Below are 22,062 nucleotides of genomic sequence, written 5' to 3'. Positions count from 1 at the left end.
AGGAGTCCTCCATGCCTGGTGACCTGCCCCCTGCCGCGTCTCCTGACCTGCCCCCTGACCTGTCCCCCGCGGGGGCTCGTGCTCCGCGCCGCCGCGCGACCCGCGCAGCGGCGTCGCTGACCGTGATCGCGCTCGCCGTCCCGGCCGTCGCCGCAGGGCTGGCCGGCTTCGCCGTGTCCTCCGCGCCCGCGGCAGGGGCCGCCGAACGCACGGCGACGTTGGTCGGGAGCCTGCAGAGCGAGCTCGGCTGCGCCGACGACTGGGACCCGACCTGCGCGGCCACCGCGCTCACGCCGGCCGGCGACGGCACGTTCAGCGCCGAGCTCGACGTCCCGGCGGGCTCGTACGAGTACAAGGTGGCGCTGGACGGCGGCTGGGACGAGTCGTACGGCCGCGAGGGCACGGACGAGAACGCGCCGCTGGTGCTCGCGGGCGACGCGCGTGTGCTCGTCACCTATGACGACACGACGCACCGCGTCGCGCTGACGCCCCTGGGACTCGCGGGCGCCTACGACGACGCGACGGACGCGGGCCTGGTCGTGCCGCCCGTGCGGCAGCCGGGGTCCGACGAGCGGTTCTACTTCGTCATGACGGACCGCTTCGCCAACGGCGACACCACGAACGACGCCGGCGGGCTCGAGGGCGACCGCCTCGCCACCGGCCTCGACCCGACGGACAAGGGCTTCTACTCCGGCGGGGACCTCGCCGGCCTGCGCGAGAAGCTCGACTACGTCGAGGGCCTCGGCACGACGGCGATCTGGCTCACGCCGTCGTTCCTCAACCGGCCCGTGCAGGGCACGGGGGCGGACGCGAGCGCCGGGTACCACGGCTACTGGATCACTGACTTCACGCGGATCGACCCACACCTCGGTACCAACGCCGAGCTCGAGGCGCTCATCGCCGACGCGCACGAGCGGGGCATCAAGGTCTACTTCGACATCATCACCAACCACACGGCCGACGTCGTCGACTACGCCGAGGGAACCTACGACTACGTCGACCAGGCGACGTCGCCCTACACCGACGCGGCGGGCAACGCGTTCGACCCGGCGGACGTCGCGGGCACGGGAGACTTCCCGGCGCTCGAGGCCGCCACGTCGTTCCCGTACACGCCGGTGATCGCGCCCGAGGACGCCGACGTCAAGGTGCCGGCCTGGCTGAACGACCCGACGGTCTACCACCACCGCGGCAACTCGACGTGGACGGGGGAGTCGGTCACCTACGGGGACTTCGACGGGCTGGACGACCTCATGACGGAGGACCCGCGCGTGGTCGACGGCTTCGTCGACGTGTACTCCGACTGGATCGACCTCGGCATCGACGGCTTCCGCATCGACACGGTCAAGCACGTGAACCCGGAGTTCTGGGAGACGTGGTCGGCCGAGGTGATGGACCACGCGCACGCCGCCGGCAAGGACGACTTCTTCATGTTCGGCGAGGTGTACGACGCCGACTCGGCCAAGACGTCGCCCTACGTGCGGGACACCGAGATGAGCTCCGTGCTCGACTTCTCGTTCCAGGCCGCCGCGACCAGCTACGCGAGCGGCAACAGCGCGCGCGGCCTGGCGAGCCTGTTCGCGAGCGACGACCGCTACACCACCCCGACGAAGTCGGCCTCGGCGCTGCCGACGTTCCTCGGCAACCACGACATGGGCCGGGTGGGCTACATGCTCGCCGGCACCGACGAGCCGCTGGCCCGCGACGAGCTGGCGCACGAGCTCATGTACCTCACGCGCGGGCAGCCGGTCGTCTACTACGGCGACGAGCAGGGCTTCGCCGGCACCGGCGGCGACAAGGACGCCCGCCAGACGCTCTTCGCCACGCAGGTGGACGAGTACGCCGACCAGCCGCTCGTCACCGGCGAGCCGGCGGGCAGCGTGGACCGCTACGACACGGACGCGCCGCTGTACACGCACGTCGCCGAGCTGGCCGCACTGCGCGAGGCGCACCCCGCGCTCGCCACGGGCGCGCAGGTGGAGCGCTATGCCGAGAACGGCGCGGGGGTCTACGCCTTCAGCCGCGTGGACCGTGAAGAGAAGGTCGAGCACCTGGTGGCCGTGAACAACGCGGGTGAGGAGGAGGCGGCGACGTTCACCACCCTCACCCCGGGCGCCTCCTACGAGGTGCTGTACGGGGGCCTCGGGGGCGATGGAGCGGCCGTCACCGCCGACGACGCCGGGGAGGTCACGGTGCGGGTCCCGGGGACGTCGGCCGTCGTGCTGCGCGCTGACCGCGCCGTCGGCGCGGACTCCGACGGGGCCCTCGACATCGCCGTCCCGGCGCCTGGCGCGGCGGTGACCGGCACTGCCGCCGTCGCGGCGGACGTCGATGACGACGCGTGGGCCGAGACGTCGTTCGCGTGGCGCGAGGTCGGCACCGACGCGTGGCACGCCCTCGGCACCGCCGAGGACACGACGCCGCGCGTCTTCCACGACATCGACGACAACACCGCCGAGCTGGCCGAGGGGACGCTCGTCGAGTACCGCGCCGTGACCGAGGACGCGGACGGCGACCGCGCGGCGTCGTCCACCTACGCCTCCGTGGGCGTGGACGTCTCGGGCGTGGTGGGGGACACCGAGCCGGAGCCGGAGATCGACCTGGTCACCGTGGCCGGCAGCCACAACAGCGAGTTGGGCTGCGCCGGGGACTGGACCCCGGACTGCGAGGGCGCGCGCCTGACGGAACGCCCCGACGGGGTGTGGGAGGGGAACTTCGACCTGCCCGCGGGCGACTACGAGTACAAGGTCGCCGTCAACGGGTCGTGGGACGTCAACTACGGCGTCGGGGGCGAGCGGGACGGCGCCAACGCGACCTTCACCCACGACGGCGGCGAGATCACGTTCTACTGGGACCCGGTGAGCCACGATTTCTCGTCCACCGCGCAGGGGCCGGTCGTCACGCTGGCCGGGTCGTTCCAGGACCAGGTCGGATGTCCGGGCAGCTGGGCGCCGGACTGCCTGGCTTCCTGGCTCCGGGATCCCGACGGCGACGGCACGTATACCTGGCAGACCGACCGCCTCGCCGCGGGCGCGTACGAGGGCAAGGTGGCGCACGGCCTGAGCTGGGCCGAGAACTACGGCGTGGGCGGGGCGCCCGACGGCGCCAACTACTCCTTCAGCGTGGGCGACGACGAGACGGTGACGTTCTCCTACGACCTCGCCTCGCACGTGCTGACGATCGGGGTGGAGAACCCGCCGCTGCCCGGCGCCGGTCAGCAGTCCGCGCACTGGGTGCGCGAGGGCCGGGTGCTCGTGCCGGGCGACCTCGGGGACGGCGACGCGTGGACGCTGTGGACCGCGCCGGACGGCGGGCTCGCCGTCGCGGACGGCGAGGTCCGGGGGCCCGACGGAGGAGAGCTGCCCGACGGCGCTGCCTCCTACGACCTCGTCCCGGCCGGCGACGTGCCGGACGACATCGCGCGCGACTTCCCGGCGCTCGCGGGCCACACGGCCCTGGCCCCGGTGGACCGGGACGGCGAGCCGCTGGGTCGCAAGGTCGTGACCGAGCTCCTCGAGGGCCAGCTCCTGGTGACGCGGGCGTCCGGCGACGGCCTCACCGCCGCCACCGGCGTGCAGGTTCCCGGCGTCCTGGACGACCTGTACGCCGAGCGGGCCTCGAGGCGCACGTTCGGCGTCGAGGTCCACCCGAGCGGGAAGTGGGCGTCGTTCGCGCTCTGGGCGCCGACGGCCCACGACGTCGACCTGCTGGTGTGGCCCGAGGGGCGTGACCTCGACGACGACCCGGTGCGCCTGGACGCCGCCCGACAGCGCGACGGCTCGTGGACACTCGATGGAAAGAAGGCCGGGAAGGCGGCGAGAAAGCTCGACTGGGACGGCGCCCGGTACCGGTACGCCGTGCGCGTGTACGTGCCGAGCACCGGGACGGTCGAGACCAACGTCGTCACCGACCCGTACTCGGCGGGCCTCACGCTCGACTCGACGCACTCGGTCGTCGTCGGTCTCGACGACCGCCGGTGGCAGCCGAGGGTCTGGCGCACCGCGCGCCAGCCCGTCGTCGAGCGGGCCGTGGACCAGACGATCTACGAGCTGCACGTGCGCGACTTCTCGATCTCCGACGAGACGGTGCCCGAGGACGAGCGCGGCACCTACCTGGCCTTCGCCGAGAGGCGCTCGGACGGCATGACGCACCTGCGCGAGCTGGCCGACGCCGGCATGACGACCGTGCACCTGCTGCCCACGTTCGACATCGCGACGATCCCCGAGGACCGCGCGGACCAGGCGACCACGCCCGGTCTGTCCGGCCTCGCGCCCGACTCGGAGGAGCAGCAGGCGGCGGTGGCCGAGGTCGCGGCGACGGACGGCTTCAACTGGGGCTACGACCCGTTCCACTTCAGCGTGCCCGAGGGCTCGTACGCCGTCCGCGCTGAGGGGGGAGCCCGGGTGGCCGAGTTCCGCACCATGGTGGGCTCGCTGCACGCCGCGGGCCTGCAGGTGGTGGCCGACCAGGTGTTCAACCACACCGCGGCAAGCGGGCAGGACGCGAAGAGCGTGCTCGACCGGATCGTGCCGGGCTACTACCAGCGGCTGAACCCGACCACGGGGGCGGTCGAGACCAGCACGTGCTGCCAGAACGTCGCCACCGAGCACGCGATGGCCGAGAGGCTGATGGTCGACTCCGTCGTCACGTGGGCCCGCGACTACAAGGTGGACGGGTTCCGCTTCGACCTCATGGGCCACCACGGCCGGGGCACCATGCTCGCCGTCCGCGAGGCGCTGGACGACCTGACGCCCCGCCGGGACGGCGTGGACGGCTCGGCCGTCTATCTGTACGGCGAGGGGTGGAACTTCGGCGAGGTCGCGGACAACGCCCTGTTCACCCAGGCGACGCAGGGGCAGCTCGGCGGCACGGGCATCGGCACGTTCAGCGACCGGCTGCGCGACGCCGTGCACGGCGGGTCTCCCGTCGACGCCGCGTCGCGCTTCACGCAGGGCTTCGGCACGGGGCTGTTCACCGACCCGAACGGGCGCGAGGCGGCCGAGGGCGACGAGGGCAGCGTCAACGACGGCTCGGACGAGGAGCTCGCCGACCTCGGCCACCAGACGGACCTGGTGCGCCTGGGGCTGGCCGGCAACCTGCGGGAGTTCGCGTTCCGGGCGGCCGACGACGCGGACGGCGAGGTCACGAGGGGCGACGAGCTCGACTACCGGGGCGCGCCCGCGGGGTACGCGGACTCGCCGGAGGAGGTGGTCACGTACGTCGACGCGCACGACAACGAGACGCTGTTCGACTTGCTGACGCTCAAGCTGCCGCGGTCCACGGCGATGGCGGACCGGATACGGATGAACACGGTCTCGCTCGCGACGACGGCGCTCGCGCAGACCCCGTCGTTCTGGCACGCGGGCACGGACCTGTTGCGCTCGAAGTCGCTGGACCGTAACTCCTACGACTCGGGGGACTGGTTCAACGCGATCGACTGGTCGGGGCAGGACAACGGCTTCGGCCGCGGGCTGCCGCCGGCGGCGGACAACTCCGACGCGTGGTCGGTCATGGGCCCGCTCCTGGCGGACCCTGCCCTCAAGCCGGCGCCCGCCGACATCGCCACGGCGTCCGCATCCGCCCGCGATCTGCTCGAGCTGCGGTCGTCCACCGACCTGTTCCGGCTCGGCAGCGCCCGGCTGATCGAGGAGAAGGTGTCGTTCCCGGGCTCCGGCCCGGACGCCGAGCCCGGCGTGATCGCGATGTCGGTCGACGACACACTCGGCCGGGACGTCGACCGACGGCTGGACGGCGTGCTCACGGTGTTCAACGCGTCGCCGGAGGCGGTGACCCTGACGCTGCCCGAGCTGGCGGGCCGGGACTACCGGCTCTCGTCCGTGCAGCGAGGGGGCGGCGACCCTGTCGTCCGGGAGACTCGCTGGGACCGGCGTGCCGGGACGGTGACCGTGCCCGCGCGGACGGTTGCCGTGCTGGTGGACCCGCAGCGCTGAACCAGGGTGGCGGGGGTTGCGGGTGCAAGCGGTAGGGGTAACTTACCGTTCGTGGCCACTTACCATGACGCGCTCGACGCGCTCGGCGACCCGACGCGGCGTGCCGTCGTCAAGCGCCTGGCCCGCGGCCCCGCGTCCGTGTCGCAGGTGGCCGCGGACCTTCCCGTGAGCCGCCCGGCCGTGTCGCAGCACCTCAAGGTGCTGCACACGGCCGGGCTCGTCTCGTTCGAGACCGTCGGCACGCGCAACCTGTACCGCCTCGACGCGGCCGGGTTCGACGCGCTGCGCGGCTGGCTCGACGAATTCTGGACCGACGTGCTCGGCGCGTTCGCCGCGCACGCCGACCGCCCGAGCGGCACCGGCGCCGCTGCCTCGGGAACGGGTCGTACCGAGGGCGCCCACGAGGGGAGGTCGTGATGTCCACACGCGAGGAAGCGCTGCGCAAGGTGATGACCCTGCCACCCGAGCCCGCGGTCGCGTTCCGGGTGTTCACCGACGGCATCGCCGGGTGGTGGCCGCTCGCCACGCACTCCGTCGGGCAGGACGCCGCCGGTGACGTCGTCCTCGAGCACGGCGTCGGCGGCCGGCTCGTCGAGACCCTCGCCGACGGCAGCGCCGCCGTCTGGGGCACGGTCACGGTGTGGGACCCGCCGCGCCAGGTCGCGTTCACCTGGCATCCCGGCACCACCGAGGCGGAGGCGACCCTCGTCGAGGTGTCGTTCCGTGCGGGTGCGGGTGGCACAGCCGGCACGGAGGTCGAGCTCCGGCACTCCGGCTGGGACCGTCGGCGCGACGGCGACCGGGGGCGGACCTCCTACGAGACGGGCTGGGACCTGGTCCTGGAGGCCTATACCCGCGCCGCGGGCTGACGCTGCCCGCGTCGAGGCCGGGGACCCTTCGCGTCCATGGGTTCGGCGGCCAAGAGTTCGGGGTCCGAAGAGAAGGCGCCGGCCGTCAGCCCGGCGCGGCCGGGCTGACCGCCGTTCTGACGTGCGCCGATGATCGGCCCATCGCCCGCGGAACGTCTGAGAAACTCTGGGCACCGACGCCCTCGTGACCCGATCGTTATGGGTCGGTGGCGCCGATTCTTTGACTTCGGGACTCGAAGGCAGCAACCTGTACCGCGGACCTGTTCGGTCGTCCGGGGACTCCGGATCGGCCGCACACCGGCGGCGATGGTCGGCGCCGGAGGACCCTCGAGGACGAGAAGGAGCGCGAGGATGCGACTCGCCAAGACGATGAGCGCCGTGGCCGGCGGAGCCGTGCTGACGCTGGCCCTGGCCGCCTGCGGCGGCTCCGGTGCCGGTGGTGGCGGCGACGAGACCGGTGCGGCCGGGAACGGCGACGAGGACGTGAAGGTCGGCGTCGCGATGCCGACGCAGACCTACGAGCGCTGGATCCAGGACGGCAACAACGTCAAGCGGGGTCTTGAGGACCTCGGCTACGACGTGGACCTCCAGTTCGCCAACGACGACATCCCCACCCAGACGCAGCAGATCGACTCGATGATCACCGAGGGCGTCGACGTCCTCATCATCGCGTCGATCGACGGCACGGCGCTGTCGAGCCAGCTCGACGCGGCCGCCGCGGCCAACATCCCGGTCATCGCCTACGACCGGCTGATCAACAACAGCCCGAACGTCGACTTCTACGTCACGTTCGACAACCACGAGGTGGGCGTGGCGCAGGCGAACGCCCTGCTGCGCGGCCTCGGGCTCGTCGACGAGAACGGTGAGAAGACGGACGAGAAGGGCCCCTTCAACGTCGAGCTGTTCGCCGGCTCCGCCGACGACAACAACTCGCGGTTCTTCTACGACGGCGCGATGGAAACCCTCAAGCCGTACCTCGAGGACGGCACGCTGACGGTCCCGTCCAAGCAGAAGGACTTCGACACGGTCGCCACGCAGCGGTGGGAGCAGAAGACGGCGCAGGAGCGCATGGACAACCTGCTGACCTCCACCTACAACGGTGGCACCAAGCTCGACGGCGTCCTCGCGCCGGCCGACCCGCTGTCGCGCGGCATCATCACCGCGCTCCAGGGAGCGGGCATGGGCCCGACCCTCGACGAGGGCCTGCCCGTCGTCACGGGCCAGGACGCGGAGATCGCGTCGGTCAAGCTCATCAACGACGGCGTTCAGTCCTCGACCATCTTCAAGGACACGCGCAACCTCGCCGACCAGGCCGTGACGGCCGCCCAGGCCTTCGCCGAGGGTGGCGAGCCCGAGGCGAACGACACCGAGACCTACGACAACGGCGAGAAGGTCGTCCCGGCGTACCTGCTGGACATCCAGCCCGTGTTCAAGGAAGACATCACGCCGGTGCTCATCGACACCGACTACTACACCGAGGACGAGGTCAAGAAGGGTCAGACCGACTGACCTGCACCCACACGGACGGGCCCGCCCACCGGTCGCCGCGACGGCGGCCGGGAACGGGCGGGCCCGTCCCGGTCGTCCACCGGGCCGTCCACCGGGTCGTCCGGAAAGAGCGGCCCGCACCCAGAAGGAGGGACGAGGGCGCATGCACGCACCCCACGTCATCGCGCGCACACCGGGGAGGCCGTCGTGACCGGCACCATCCTCGAGATGCGCTCCATCGTCAAGGAGTTCCCCGGCGTCAAGGCGCTGGACGGTGTCGACCTCGACGTCACCCGCGGCGAGATCCACGCCATCTGCGGGGAGAACGGCGCCGGCAAGTCGACGCTGATGAAGGTGCTCTCGGGCGTCTACCCGCACGGCAGCTACGACGGCGAGATCGTCTTCGACGGCGAAACTGCCGAGTTCGGCGCGATCAACGACTCCGAGCAGCGCGGCATCGTCATCATCCACCAGGAGCTCGCCCTGGTGCCCTACCTCTCCGTCGCCGAGAACATCTTCCTCGGCAACGAGCGGCGCGGTCGCGGCGGGCTCATCGACTGGAACGCGGCCAACAAGCAGGCCGCGACGCTGCTCGCCCGGGTCGGTCTCGACGAGAACCCCCTCACGGCGGTGGGCACGCTCGGCGTCGGCAAGCAGCAGCTCATCGAGATCGCCAAGGCACTCTCGAAGGAGGTGCGGCTGCTCATCCTCGACGAGCCCACGGCGGCGCTGAACGACACCGACTCCGAGCACCTGCTCGAGCTGCTGCGCCAGCTCAAGGAGCAGGGCATCACGTCGATCATCATCTCCCACAAGCTCAACGAGATCGCCGAGATCGCCGACCGCACCACGATCATCCGTGACGGGCGCTCCATCGAGACTCTCGACATGTCCGAGCCGGGCTCCACGCAGGATCAGATCATCCGCGGCATGGTCGGTCGCGACCTCGAGCACCGCTTCCCCGAGCGCAGCAGCGTGGTGGGCGACGAGGTGCTGCGGGTGGAGGACTGGAGCGTCTTCCACCCCACGCAGCCGGGCCGCAAGGTCATCGACGCGGCGTCGTTCCACGTGCGCGCAGGCGAGGTGATCGGCATCGCCGGGCTCATGGGCGCCGGGCGCACCGAGCTGGCGATGAGCATCTTCGGCCGCTCCTACGGCAAGAACATCACCGGCCACCTGTTCAAGGACGGCAAGGAGATCCAGGCGCGCAACGTGGCCGAGGCGATCGAGCACCACATCGCCTACGCCACCGAGGACCGCAAGGTCTACGGCCTCAACCTCATCGACGACATCCGGCACAACATCACCTCGGCGGCGCTCGGCAAGCTCGCGCCCCGCGGCTGGGTGAACGGCAACGAGGAGATCCGGGTCGCGGAGGAGTACCGCGGCAGCCTCAACGTCAAGACCCCGGACGTCCTGGCCAACGTCGGCAAGCTGTCGGGCGGCAACCAGCAGAAGGTCGTGCTGTCCAAGTGGCTGTACACCGACCCGGACGTCCTCATCCTCGACGAGCCCACGCGCGGCATCGATGTCGGGGCCAAGTACGAGATCTACACGATCATCAACAAGATGGTCGCCGCCGGGAAGGCGGTCGTCGTGATCTCGTCCGAGCTGCCCGAGCTGCTCGGCACCTGCGACCGCATCTACACGCTGGCCTTCGGCCGCATCACGGGTGAGCTCCCCGTCGCCGACGCGACGCAGGAGCGGCTCATGGAGCTCATGACCCTCGAGCGCGACCAGCCCCTGCCCACGAAGGAACTCTCCTCATGAACGCCATCGCCTCGATCCGGGACGTCATCACCCGGAACATGCGGCAGAGCGGGATCCTGGTCGCGTTCGTCGTGATCGTCGCGATCTTCGCGCTGCTCAACCCGATGTTCCTGTCGCCGACGAACCTCACGAACATCGTCCTGCAGTACACGTACATCCTGATCCTGGCGATCGGGATGCTCATGGTCATCGTCTCCGGCCAGATCGACCTGTCCGTCGGGTCGGTGGTCGCCCTGACGGGGGCGGTCTCGGCCGTCGTCGTCATCAAGAACGGCCTGCCCTGGTGGATGGGCGTGCTCGCCGCGCTGGTGGTCGGCCTGCTGGTCGGCGCCTGGCAGGGGTTCTGGGTGGCCTACGTCGGCATCCCCGGCTTCATCGTCACGCTCGCCGGCATGCTGCTCTTCCGCGGCCTCACCTACGTGGTGCTCGACAACATCTCGCTCTCACCGTTCGGCGGCACCTACTACGACATCGCCAACGGCTTCATGAACGGGATGCTGGGCGGCTACGGCGTGGACACGTTCACGCTCGTCATCTTCGCGATCGGGGTCGTCGGCTTCGCAGTGGCGCAGTGGCGCGGCCGGCAGGGCCGCATCGCCTACCAGCAGTCGGTGGAGTCGTTGCCGCTGTTCGTGACCAAGATCGTGGTGCTCGCCGTGGTGGTGATGTGGTTCGCCTACCAGCTCGCCTCGAGCCGCGGCCTGCCGATCGTGCTCATCATCCTGGCCGTGCTGACGATCGCCTACACCCTGGTCACGCAGAAGTCGGTGTTCGGCCGGCACGTCTACGCCGTGGGCGGCAACCTGCACGCCGCGCAGCTGTCGGGCGTCAAGGTCAGGAAGATCAACTTCTGGGTCTTCGTGAACATGGGCCTCCTCGCCGCGGTCGCGGGCATCGTGTACTCCTCGCGCGTGAACAGCGCGCAGCCCAGCGCGGGCAACATGTTCGAGCTCGACGCCATCGCCGCCTGCTTCATCGGTGGCGCGTCCACCTCGGGCGGTGTCGGCCGCGTGGGCGGCGCCCTCATCGGCGGCCTGATCATGGCGGTCATGTCGAACGGCATGCAGCTCATGGGCGTGCCGACCTCGGTGCAGCCCATCGTCAAGGGCCTCGTGCTGCTGCTCGCCGTCGCGTTCGACATCTTCAACCGTCGCCGCGCCGCGGCGCTGCGCTGAGGACGACGGCCACCACGGCGCGCGGGACGGCGGACGTACGCCGGCCCGCGCGCCGTCGCACCATAGACTCCCCGGCGTGAGAGGACGGCTGCCGATGGTGGGTTCGCAGTCCTCGCTGCGCGAGGCCAACCGGGCCCGCGTCGTCGACGCCGTGAAACGGCACGGCGGGCTTACGCAGGTGGAGCTCTCGGGCGCCACCGGGCTGTCGCCCGCCACCGTGTCGACGATCGTCAAGGAGCTCGTCGCCGCGGAGCTCGTCGAGGTCCGCAACACCGTCCGCTCGGGCCGGCGCGCGCAGCTCGTCACGCTGTCGCACCGGGTGGGGCTCGTCGCGGGTGTGCTGGTCGGAACCCGGCACCTGACCGTCGCCGTGGCGGACGTGTCGCACGAGATCCTCGCGGAGCAGGTGCTGCCCCTGCCCGCGGAGCACCGGGCAGACACCAGCCTCGACCGCGCCGCGCTGCTCGTCGTCGACCTGCTGGAACGGGTCGGCGCCGAGCTCCCGGAGGTGCTCGGCATCGGGCTGGGGCTGCCGGCGCCCGTCGACGCGTCCAGCGGCCAGGTCACCGTGCGGGGCATCCTGCGCGGCTGGGACGGCGTGCCGGTGGCGCAGGTGCTGTCGAAGCGCCTGGCGAGGCCCGTGTTCGTGGACAACGACGCGAACCTCGGTGCGCTGGCCGAGAGCACCGTGGGCGCGGCGCGGGAGGTGCACGACGCGCTGTACGTGCGCGCCGGCCACGGCGTCGGCGCGGGGATCGTCCTGGCCGGCCGGGTGCACCGCGGCGTCGCGGGCACGGCCGGCGAGATCGGGCACGTCCAGGTGGACCCGGCAGGCATCATCTGCTCGTGCGGCAGCCGCGGCTGCCTCGACACGGTGGTGGGGGACAGGGCCCTGCTCGAGCCGCTGCGCAGCAGCTACGGCCACCTCACACTGAACGACGTGGTCCGGCTGGCCAGCGACGACGACCCGGGGTGCCGAGAGATCGTGGCGGACGCCGGCGCGGTGATCGGCGGCGTCGTCGCGGGGCTCGCGACGACGCTCAACCCGGAGCTGGTGGTGGTCGGCGGCGTGCTCGCGACCACCGGCGAGGTGTTCCTCGGCCCGTTGCGGGACGCGCTGCGACGGCGCACGCTGCTGCACCAGGTGACCCCGCTCGAGGTGGTGCCCGCGGCGCTCGGGGCGCGCGCCGAGCTCGAGGGGGCGCTCGCGCTCGCTCTGCAGCACACGGACCTGCTCGACCAGCCCGACGACGGCCTGCTCGGGCGTCCGGTGACCGTGGCGCAGGCCCAGCCCGCACAGGCCGCGCTGGGGCAGACGACACGGAGGGTGAACCGGTGAGGGGACGGACGCCGTTGCTCGCGCTGCGGCAGGTCAGCAGGTACTTCGGCGCCGTCGAGGCCCTCGTGGACGTGCACCTCGAGGTGCACCCGCACGAGGTGGTCGCCCTGGTCGGGGACAACGGGGCGGGGAAGTCGACCCTCGCCCAGATCGTCGCGGGCGTGCTCACCCCGAGCTCGGGGCAGGTGGAGATCGACGGCGAGCCGGTGACGATCTCGTCGCCGACCGCGGCGAACCGGCTGGGCGTGGCGAGCGTGTTCCAGGATCTCGCGGTGTGCGAGAACCTGGACGTCACGGCGAACGTCTTCCTGGGGCAGGAGCTGCGGGGGCGCGGCGGCCTGCTGCACGACGGCCGCATGGAGACCCAGACCCGCGAGCTGCTGGAGCACCTCACGGTGCGGATCCCGTCGGTGCGCACGCCGCTGCGCCACCTCTCGGCCGGGCAGCGGCAGGCCGTCGCCATTGCTCGCACGCTCATCGGCCAGCCGCGCATCGTCGTCCTCGACGAGCCCACGGCGGCGCTCTCGGTGGCGCAGACGGCCGAGGTGCTGACGCACATCCAGCGGCTGCGCGAGCTGGGGCTGGGGGTGGTGCTCATCAGCCACAACCTCAACGACGTCCGGGCGGTCTCCGACCGCATCGAGGTGCTGCGCCACGGCCGCAACAACGGCAGCTTCCCCGCATCCGCGGCGCACGAGGAGATTCTCGCGGCCATCACGGGCGCGTCGTGAGCGATGCTGGTCCCGACGCGGGGCGGGGTGGAAGGTCACGACCGTGACACGAGTTGCGTTCGGAAGTTGACGACAAGAAACAGGCCGGTCTACCGTCGCCGGTGCGTTGCTTACCGGGCTGTCACTGCTGACGGCTCGTCGCTCGAAGGAGAGTTCATGCCCGATCGTCATGCCGTGCTCGAGATGCGGTCCATCACCAAGGAGTTTCCGGGCGTCCGGGCCCTGGACGACGTCTCGCTCGAGGTCGGCGCGGGCGAGATCCACGCGATCTGCGGTGAGAACGGCGCGGGGAAGTCCACGCTGATGAAGGTGCTCTCGGGCGTCTACCCGCACGGCAGCTACACCGGCGAGATCGTCTACCAGGGCGAGGTCGTCGAGTTCAAGGACATCCGGTCGAGCGAACACGCCGGGATCGTCATCATCCACCAGGAGCTCGCGCTCATCCCCGAGCTCTCCATCACGGAGAACATCTTCCTCGGTAACGAGGTGCGGGGCAGGATCGGCATCGACTGGGATACCGCGCGCCAGCGGTCCACGGAGCTGCTCGCCCGCGTGGGCCTGCGGGCCTCGCCCGACACGCTGGTCAAGAACCTCGGCGTCGGGCAGCAGCAGCTGGTCGAGATCGCCCGCGCACTGGCGAAGGACGTCAAGCTGCTCATCCTCGACGAGCCGACCGCGGCGCTCAACGAGGACGACTCCGAGCACCTGCTGGACCTCCTGCGCGGGCTGCGCGCCAAGGGGCTGACCAGCATCATGATCTCCCACAAGCTCAACGAGATCGAGGAGATCGCCGACTCGATCACGATCATCCGCGACGGCCAGACGGTCGAGACTCTCGACGTCCGCTCCGGCGGCATCAACGAGGATCGGATCATCCGGGGCATGGTCGGCCGCTCCCTCGCGTCGCGGTTCCCCGACCACACCCCGAAGATCGGCGAGAACTTCTTCGAGGTCGACGGCTGGACCGTGGAGCACCCGGAGATCCCGGGCCGGCTGGTGTGCAAGCAGTCCAGCTTCCACGTGCGCCGGGGCGAGATCGTGGGCTTCGCCGGGATCATGGGCGCCGGCCGCACCGAGCTCGCCCGGTCCCTCTTCGGCCGCACCTACGGCCGTTACATCTCCGGGACGATCCGCATGCACGGCAAGGCGATCTCGGTGCCCGACGTGCTGTCCGCCATCCGGCACCGGATCGCCTACGTCTCCGAGGACCGCAAGACGCTGGGCCTCAACCTGCTCGACACGATCCAGCAGACGATCGTCTCGGCGGACCTGCCGAGGGTGTCGAAGGGCCCGGTCATCGACCACGACCGCGCCTTCCTCGCCGCCGAGGAGTACCGCAAGTCGTTGGGGGTCAAGGCGCCCAGCGTGCGCGACGGCGTGTCGACGCTCTCAGGCGGCAACCAGCAGAAGGTGCTGCTCGCCAAGTGGATGTTCACCGAGCCTGAGCTCCTCATCCTCGACGAGCCCACGCGCGGCATCGACGTCGGCGCCAAGTACGAGATCTACGGCCTCGTGCAGCGCCTCGCCGACCAGGGCAAGGGCGTCGTCGTCATCTCCTCCGAGCTCCCCGAGCTCCTCGGCCTCTGCGACCGGATCTACACCGTCTTCGAGGGGCGGGTGACCGGCGAGCTGTCCCGCGAGGACGCCACGCAGGAGGAGCTCATGCGCCTCATGACCGGCGCGCCGACGGCCGCCGCGCGCTGACCAGACCCATCCACCAGAAGGAACTCACGACGATGTCGTCACTCAAGCAGCTGTTCGGCGGGGGGCTCCGCCAGTACGGCATGGTGATCGCGCTTCTCGCGCTCATCGCGTTCTTCCAGTGGCGGACCGGCGGGCTCGTGCTCACGCCGTCCAACGCGCAGAACATCATCATCGGGAACTCCTACATCCTCATCCTCGCGATCGGGATGGTCCTGGTGATCATCGCCGGGCACATCGACCTGTCGGTCGGGTCGGTGGCCGCGGTCACGGGCATCATCGTCGCCATCGCGCTGCGCGACTGGGGGATCCCCTGGTGGGCGGGCATCCTGCTCGGCCTGGCCGTCGGGGCCGCGATCGGCGCGTGGCAAGGGTTCTGGGTCGCGTACGTGGGCATCCCGGGATTCATCACGACGCTCGCCGGCATGATGCTGTTCCGCGGGCTCAACCAGCGCATCGGCCACTCGTCGACGGTGCCGGTGCCGGAAGAGCTCCAGCAGCTCGGCGCGGGCTACATGGGCGAGTGGGGTCCGAACACCGGCCTCAACAACTCCACCCTCGTGCTGGGCGTCCTGGCGATCGCCGCGGTGGTCTGGTCCGAGCTGCGGCGCCGGGCGCGCGCCTCGCGGCTCGGGCTCGAGCAGCCGCCGGTCTGGGTCGCGGCCGTGCGGATCGTCGTCGTCGCCGCCGTGATCGCCTACGTGACCTTCCTGTTCGGCAGCGGCCGGTACGGCACCTCGTTCCCGATCCCCGGTGTCGTGCTCGCCGCGCTCGTCATCCTCTACAACTTCATCGCGTCGCGCACCATCGGCGGGCGCCACGTCTACGCCGTCGGCGGCAACCGGGCCGCCGCGGCGCTCTCCGGGATCAACATCCGTCGCGTGAACTTCTTCGTGATGATGAACATGTCGATCCTCGCCGCGCTCGCCGGGATGGTCTTCGTCGGTCGGGCGACGGCTTCGGGGCCCTCCGACGGCAACATGTGGGAGCTCGACGCCATCGCGGCCGTGTTCATCGGCGGCGCCGCGGTCTCCGGCGGCGTCGGCACCGTGGTCGGGTCCGTCATCGGTGGCCTCGTCATGGCGGTGCTCAACAACGGTCTGCAGCTCATGGGCGTCGGCTCCGACACCACGCAGATCATCAAGGGCCTGGTCCTCCTGGTCGCCGTGGCCTTCGACGTGCACAGCAAGGTCACCGGGCGCCCGTCGATCATCGGGTTGGTGTTCCCGTGGCTCGGGCGGAAGAAGGAGACCGGCGCGACCCCCGGCACCGACGAGACCGCGCCGGAGGTGCCGGTCTCCGGCGGCGCCGGTAGCCGCCCCTGACGCCGGCACCCGCACATCTCGCCGGCGCCCGCCGGCGTCGCTAGTCCAGATCGTCCACACCACACGGCACCCGACGAGGGATGGCGTACAGAGAAAGTTGGACCCCATGAAGACCAAGTTCGCTACGGGGCTCGTGGCCCTGGCGGCGGTGAGCGCTCTGGCGCTGTCCGGCTGCGGCTCCTCCGACCGCGGCGGCGAGACGCCCGCCGAGGGGGGCGAGTCCGCGGCGTCCGGCTTCGAGGACGGCGCCAAGATCGGCGTCGCCCTGCCACAGAAGACGTCGGAGAACTGGGTGCTCGCCGAGAACCTGTTCAACGACGGGCTGACGGAGGCGGGCTACGAGCCGATCGTGCAGTTCGCCAACGGCGGCGTCTCGGAGCAGCAGAACCAGATCCAGGCCATGATCCAGCAGGGCGTCAACGTGCTCGTCGTGGGCGCGATCGACGGCTCCCAGCTCGGCAGCCAGCTCGAGGCCGCCAAGAGCGCGGGTATCCCGGTCATCGCGTACGACCGCCTGCTGCAGAACACGGACGCTGTCGACCTCTACGTGGCGTTCGACAACTTCCACGTCGGCGAGCTCCAGGGTCAGGCGCTGCTCGAGGGCCTCGCCGCGCGCAAGGGCGACGGCCCGTACAACATCGAGCTCATCGCGGGCTCGCCCGACGACGCGAACTCGAAGCCGTTCTTCGAGGGCGCGATGAGCGTGCTCCAGCCGAAGATCGACGACGGCACCCTCGTCGTCAAGTCGGGCCAGACCACCCAGCAGCAGGCCTCCACCCAGGGCTGGGAGGCGGAGAACGCCCAGAACCGCATGGACACGATCCTGTCCGGCAACTACAAGGACGACGACCTCCACGGTGTCCTGTCGCCGAACGACACGCTGGCGCGCGCGGCGCTGACGTCGGCCAAGCAGGCTGGCAAGGACGTCCCGGTCATCACCGGCCAGGACTCCGAGGTCGAGTCCGTGAAGTCGATCATGGCGGGCGAGCAGTACTCCACGATCTACAAGGACACGCGTGAGCTGGTCGGCGCGACGATCGGCGCCGTCGACTCCTACAAGGCGGGGGAGGACCCCGAGGTCACCGACACCGAGTCGTACGACAACGGCGTCAAGGTCGTCCCGGCCAATCTCCTGGAGCCGGTCATCGTGACCAAGGAGAACGCCGAGGAGGTCTACGCCGGCGACCCGACGCTGGAGGACCTCTTCAAGTGATCGACTGAGCCGGCGTCCGCGCCGACACGCACGACGGCGGTGGGGCGTGGTCCCGGACAGGGGCCACGACCCACCGCCGTTCGTTGTTGTGGGGCTATACCTCGCCCGACCATTCCTTGCCCGGAGGCTGCCGGAGCGAGTCGAGGAGGGCGGCCAGCGCCTCGGCGGCGTCGTCCAGCGCGCGCCGATGGTGCGCGGCGAGCGTGTCCACGGCCTCGCCGAGCACCCCGGCCCACGCCGCGGCGATGGCCTCGTGTTCGGCCCGCGCCGCCTCGGTCGGGACGATGCGCGCCACCCGCCGGTCGTCGGGATGCGTCTCGCGCACGACGAAGCCGTGGTGGACGAGCACGCGCAGCGCCGCGCTGGTGTTGGGCTGGCGGAGGCCGAGCGCGCGGGAGAGCTCGCCCACCGTGGCCCCGGGGGTCTCGAGCACCTGCTTGAGCAGGGCGAGCTCGGTGGTGGGGATCGGGCCGACGCCGGCCCGCGCGGGGGCCGTTCGATGCACGGTCCAGGCGAGCTCGCGCAAGGTCTGCACGAGCATGCCCCGGTCGGTGGTTCGCTCGGATGCTCCCGCGTCGCTCACACGGTGAATGCTATCGAGCGGCCGGCGGCGTCAGAGGGGCTGCGCCATGGTGGCGATGACGTGGTTGGTCGCGGCCACGTTGTCGAACTCGGGCAGGCGGCCGGCCTCCCACTCGCCGATGGCGAGCGAGGTCTCGACGACGAGCTTGCACCGGTCGTAGCGCCGGGCCGTGAACGCGGTGAAGGCTGCCTCGACGTCGTCGTCGTGGTTCGCCAGCTCCTCGGCGAGGACGATGCCGTCCTCGATGGCCTGGGCGGCGCCCTGGCCGAGGTGCGGGGTGATCGCGTGCACGGCGTCGCCGAGGAGCACGATGCGCCCACGGTGCCATGGGGCGTCGGCGATGAGCGTCTCCTCGGGCCGGAGCACGACGGCGCCCGGGTCGGTGAGGAACTCGTCCCGCACGCGGGCCGCGAGCCCGCCGAAGGGCGCGAGGTGCGCCTTGAGGTCGGCGAGGACGGACTCGGGTGATGCCGCCGGGTCGGGTCGGTCCATGTTCGCGTTGAAGAACAGGTAGGCCAGGTCGGGGCCGATCGGGACGAAGCCCGCCATCCCGTCGGGCCCCTCCTGGAGCACGATGCGGTCGATCTCGGGCAGACGGGGGATGTTCACGCGGTAGGCCGACTGGCCGATATAGCGAGGCTTGAGCTCGCCGTCCAGCACGTACCTGCGGACCGACGAGCTGACGCCGTCCGCGCCGACCACGACGTCGTACCGGCCGGAGGTCCCGTCGGTGAGGTCGACGTCGACGCCGTCGGCGTCCGGGCGCAGCTCGGTGAACGTCGTCGCGTACCGGATCTCGGCGCCGACGTCCTTGGTCCGTCGGGTGAGGATCTCGTGCAGCTGCGGCCGCGTGAGCCCGTTCATCGGCGGCATGCCGTCGATCGGGATCCCCGGCATCTCGCGCACGGGGTTGCCGTCGACGTCGAGCATCCGGCCCCACCCCTCGGCGGGGTAGCCCACGGCCATGCACTCGGCGGCGCAGCCGATCACGTCCAGCGCCCGCAGGGCGTTCGCCGGCTGGATGATGCCGACGCCGTACACGGACGAGTGCACGTCGGGGTGGCGCTCGACGACGTCCACGTCGTGCCCGACCTGCCGCGCCGCGATGGCGGTGGCGAGGCCGCCGATGCCTCCGCCGACGATCAAGATCCTGCCCATGTCTGTCTCCAACTCCGTCGTGGGATGCGCCCGGGCTCCGATGCCCGAGTGGGTCCGACCTGCGCCGCGGCACCGTCCGTCGTCGGATGGTGGCCAGCAACGTATGTCGAGATATATATTGCACCATAAGTGATGTGAACCACGACCGGGTGCCCACACCGGCCACCCGTTCTGCGATGAAGCAGGAGCACGCGTGAAAGTCGATGACGACGTCTGTGCGAGTCCGGCGGCCGATGCCGCCCGCACTCCAGTACCGGTCCTGTCGATGACCGGGATCAGCAAGTCCTTCGGCGGGGCGCGCGCCCTCGAGGACGTGAGCATCGACCTGGTGAAGGGCCAGGTCCACGCGCTGGTGGGGATGAACGGGGCCGGCAAGTCCACCCTCGTCGGGGTGATGAGCGGGGCCCTCGTGCCCGACGCCGGCACGATCGAGATCGACGGGGCGGCTCACCACGGCCTCACCCCGCGCCGGGCGCGCGAGCTCGGCGTCGCCACGGTTCCGCAGCGCCGCGACCTCGTCGGGAGCCTCAGCGTCGCGGAGAACCTCGTGCTCGGCGACCTGCCGCGGCGCCTCGGCGTCGTGGACCACCGCCGGGTGCGGCGTGACGCGCTCGCCGCGCTCGCCGTCCTGGGTCTGGCGATCGACCCGGACCGGCCGGCCGGCGACCTCTCCACGGCCGAGCAGACGATGGTCGAGATCGCCCGCGAGGTGCGGCGCGGGGGGCGGGTGCTCGTCCTGGACGAGCCGACCGCGACCCTGGGCGGCGAGGCCGCCGCCCAGGTGCGGGCGCTGGTCCGCCGCCTGCGCGACCAGGGGCTCGCGATCGTCTACATCTCCCACCACCTCGAGGAGATCACCGAGCTGGCCGATCGCGTCACCGTCCTGCGCGACGGGCGCCACCAGCTCACGAGCGACGTCGCCGACCTCGACGTCGCCCGCCTCGTGTACGCGATGGCGGGGGAGCACGTGGACACGGAACGGCCGGTGCGCGGGCGCGCGCCGGGGGCAGCGCTTCTGGCCCTCGACGGGCTGCGGGTGGGCAACCGGTTGCGCGACCTCACCCTCGAGGTGCGCGCCGGCGAGGTCGTCGCCGTCCTCGGCCCCGCGGGCGACGGCCAGTCCGCGCTCTTCGGCGCGCTCGCCGGGACGCTGGTGCCCGACGGCGGGACGCTGCGCGCGAGGGGCGGGGCGGTCCGCTGGGGCTCCGTTCGCGCCTCGCTGGCCAGCGGGCTGCGCTGCGTCACGGGCGACCGGCACGCGCTCGGCCTGGTCGGTGCCCTCGGCGTCGACGAGAACGTGCTGCTCGCCCAGAACCGCGCGGCCGGGCGCAGGCTCGTGCGGTGGAGGGCGCTCCGCCGCCGGGCGGCGGACCTGCGCCGCCGGTTCGGCGTCGTCACCCTGACCGCGGACCCGCCCGTCGGGAGCCTGTCCGGCGGCAACCAGCAGAAGGTGCTCCTCGCCAAGTGGCTCGAGAGCGAGCCCGAGATCGTCTTCCTCGAGGAGCCAACCAACGGCGTCGACGTCGCCGCGAAGGCCGAGATCCACCGCGTCGTCGACCGCCTGGTGGATCGCGGGACCGGCGTCCTGCTCGCCTCCAGCGACGTGGCCGAGGTGCTGCGCCTCGCCGACCGCGTCGTCGTGGTCAGCGCCGGCCGCGTGGTGGCCGAGCGCGACGCGACCGCCACCCGTGACGATCTGATCGCCCTGACCGTAGGAGACGCCCACCATGTCCGCACCGACGTCTAGCCCCGAGCGCGCGCACGCCGCCGCGCCCGTTGCCCCCACCGCACTCGTGTCCCTCGGTCGCGGGGTGCGCTCGCACGCCGGCCTGCTCGGGGTGCTCGTGGCCCTGGTCGTGGTCGCGAGCCTCGGTTCCGACGCCTTCCTGGAACCCAACAACCTGCTCAACGTGCTCCGCCAGGTCAGCGTCGTCGCCGTGCTGGCGGCCGGCCTCACCGTGCTCATGATCTCCGGCGGGATCGACTTCTCGATGGGTAGCAACGCTGCCGTGACGATGGCGCTCGTGGCGACCCTCGTGTCCGGCGGCACGGCCGTCGGGGTGGCCGTCGGCGTCGGCGTGGGCTGCGCGGTCCTCGTCGGGCTGGTCAACGGGCTCGTCACGACCTTCACCCGGGCGGCGCCCTTCGTGGTGACGCTCGCCACCGCCACCCTGCTCGACGGCCTGGCGCTCTACGTCGTCGACGGCATGAGCATCTCGGCCGGCGACGCGCTACGCGGCTTCGGCAGCGGCAGCGTGCTCGGCGTGCCGCTGGTGCTGCTCACGGCCGTCGCCGTCTGCCTGGGGCTCGGGTTCGTGCTGCGGCACGTTGCCTACGGGCGGAACGCCTTCGCGATCGGCGGCAACGAGGACGTCGCGCGGCTCGCCGGCATCCCCGTCGCCGCCCAGAAGGTGTCGCTGTACGCGCTCACCGGGGCGCTCGCCGGGCTGGCGGGCGTCATGCTGCTGGCCCGGCTGGGGGCGGCGAGCCCGGGTGGCGCCGGCCTCACGCTCGAGCTGCAGGCCGTCGCGGCGGTGGTCATCGGCGGCACGTCCCTGGCCGGCGGGCGCGGCACCATGACCGGCACCGTCCTCGGCGTCCTCCTCCTGGGCGTGCTGTCCAACGCGCTGAACCTCCTCGGCGTCTCGAGCTACTTCCAGATGATGGCCGTCGGCCTCGTGCTGCTGGTCGCGGCCGTCTCGAGCGCGCTGCGCCGCCGGCACTGACCCCCACGCCGAATCCTCCGAACGACCACGAACACG

The 22,062-nt window shown here is 71.4% G+C and carries 15 protein-coding genes; 13 read left to right on the top strand and 2 right to left on the bottom strand.

Translation table 11 applies throughout. The features are described 5' to 3' along the window. Positions 1-11: 11 nt before the first annotated feature. From pulA to AC1C2V_RS05010, 11 genes are all read left to right on the top strand, one after another. The gene (gene pulA / locus AC1C2V_RS05060) at positions 12-5,948 is read left to right on the top strand and encodes a pullulanase-type alpha-1,6-glucosidase (protein ID WP_495388504.1); all 5,937 of its coding nucleotides are present in this window, start codon (positions 12-14) and stop codon (positions 5,946-5,948) included. A gap of 51 nt (positions 5,949-5,999) precedes the next feature. Further along, the gene (locus AC1C2V_RS05055) at positions 6,000-6,365 is read left to right on the top strand and encodes an ArsR/SmtB family transcription factor (RefSeq protein WP_495388503.1); all 366 of its coding nucleotides are present in this window, start codon (positions 6,000-6,002) and stop codon (positions 6,363-6,365) included. Next, positions 6,365-6,817 carry an SRPBCC domain-containing protein gene (locus tag AC1C2V_RS05050; protein ID WP_495388502.1) on the top strand — a complete coding sequence of 151 codons (453 nt, stop codon included), beginning with the start codon at positions 6,365-6,367 and terminating at the stop codon, positions 6,815-6,817. The genes AC1C2V_RS05055 and AC1C2V_RS05050 overlap by 1 nt, the downstream gene beginning before the upstream one ends. Positions 6,818-7,168: 351 nt before the next feature. Then, the gene (gene chvE, locus AC1C2V_RS05045) at positions 7,169-8,326 is read left to right on the top strand and encodes a multiple monosaccharide ABC transporter substrate-binding protein (protein WP_495388501.1); all 1,158 of its coding nucleotides are present in this window, start codon (positions 7,169-7,171) and stop codon (positions 8,324-8,326) included. 207 nt (positions 8,327-8,533) lie between these two features. Beyond that, on the top strand, positions 8,534-10,075 hold the full coding sequence (mmsA, locus tag AC1C2V_RS05040; RefSeq protein ID WP_495389119.1) for a multiple monosaccharide ABC transporter ATP-binding protein: 1,542 nt from the start codon (positions 8,534-8,536) through the stop codon (positions 10,073-10,075). Continuing rightward, the gene (gene mmsB, locus AC1C2V_RS05035) at positions 10,072-11,250 is read left to right on the top strand and encodes a multiple monosaccharide ABC transporter permease (RefSeq protein ID WP_495388500.1); all 1,179 of its coding nucleotides are present in this window, start codon (positions 10,072-10,074) and stop codon (positions 11,248-11,250) included. Before mmsA (AC1C2V_RS05040) ends, mmsB (AC1C2V_RS05035) begins: the two co-directional genes overlap by 4 nt. A gap of 94 nt (positions 11,251-11,344) precedes the next feature. Beyond that, positions 11,345-12,589 carry an ROK family transcriptional regulator gene (locus AC1C2V_RS05030; RefSeq protein ID WP_495389118.1) on the top strand — a complete coding sequence of 415 codons (1,245 nt, stop codon included), beginning with the start codon at positions 11,345-11,347 and terminating at the stop codon, positions 12,587-12,589. Continuing rightward, positions 12,586-13,320, top strand: coding sequence for an ATP-binding cassette domain-containing protein (locus tag AC1C2V_RS05025; RefSeq protein ID WP_495388499.1), 735 nt, complete (start codon positions 12,586-12,588; stop codon positions 13,318-13,320). Before AC1C2V_RS05030 ends, AC1C2V_RS05025 begins: the two co-directional genes overlap by 4 nt. A gap of 156 nt (positions 13,321-13,476) precedes the next feature. Continuing rightward, entirely contained in the window at positions 13,477-15,024 is a 1,548-nt protein-coding gene (mmsA, locus tag AC1C2V_RS05020) for a multiple monosaccharide ABC transporter ATP-binding protein (RefSeq protein WP_495388498.1), read from the top strand. A 32-nt stretch (positions 15,025-15,056) separates the two neighbouring features. Continuing rightward, positions 15,057-16,346: a multiple monosaccharide ABC transporter permease gene (gene mmsB / locus AC1C2V_RS05015; protein ID WP_495388497.1), complete on the top strand. Its 1,290-nt coding sequence runs from the start codon at positions 15,057-15,059 to the stop codon at positions 16,344-16,346. Positions 16,347-16,452: 106 nt separating this feature from the next. Further along, positions 16,453-17,559: a substrate-binding domain-containing protein gene (locus AC1C2V_RS05010; protein WP_495388496.1), complete on the top strand. Its 1,107-nt coding sequence runs from the start codon at positions 16,453-16,455 to the stop codon at positions 17,557-17,559. 94 nt (positions 17,560-17,653) lie between these two features. Here the strand turns inward: AC1C2V_RS05010 and AC1C2V_RS05005 are convergent, their stop codons facing one another. Beyond that, on the bottom strand, positions 17,654-18,142 hold the full coding sequence (locus AC1C2V_RS05005; protein ID WP_495388495.1) for a MarR family winged helix-turn-helix transcriptional regulator: 489 nt from the start codon (positions 18,140-18,142) through the stop codon (positions 17,654-17,656). Between the two features lie 30 nt (positions 18,143-18,172). Continuing rightward, the gene (locus AC1C2V_RS05000) at positions 18,173-19,300 is read right to left on the bottom strand and encodes an FAD-dependent monooxygenase (RefSeq protein WP_495388494.1); all 1,128 of its coding nucleotides are present in this window, start codon (positions 19,298-19,300) and stop codon (positions 18,173-18,175) included. A gap of 265 nt (positions 19,301-19,565) precedes the next feature. Here AC1C2V_RS05000 and AC1C2V_RS04995 point away from each other — a divergent pair, with 265 nt between their 5' ends. Together AC1C2V_RS04995 and AC1C2V_RS04990 are read left to right on the top strand one after the other, a co-directional pair. Beyond that, positions 19,566-21,047, top strand: coding sequence for a sugar ABC transporter ATP-binding protein (locus tag AC1C2V_RS04995; protein ID WP_495388493.1), 1,482 nt, complete (start codon positions 19,566-19,568; stop codon positions 21,045-21,047). Then, on the top strand, positions 21,028-22,026 hold the full coding sequence (locus AC1C2V_RS04990; RefSeq protein WP_495388492.1) for an ABC transporter permease: 999 nt from the start codon (positions 21,028-21,030) through the stop codon (positions 22,024-22,026). The genes AC1C2V_RS04995 and AC1C2V_RS04990 overlap by 20 nt, the downstream gene beginning before the upstream one ends. Positions 22,027-22,062 lie beyond the last annotated feature (36 nt).

It is taken from the genome of Isoptericola sp. Y541 (genome assembly GCF_059445465.1).
The sequence above is the reverse complement of the archived record's forward strand: the minus strand, read 5'-3'. Positions and strand labels throughout refer to the sequence as shown.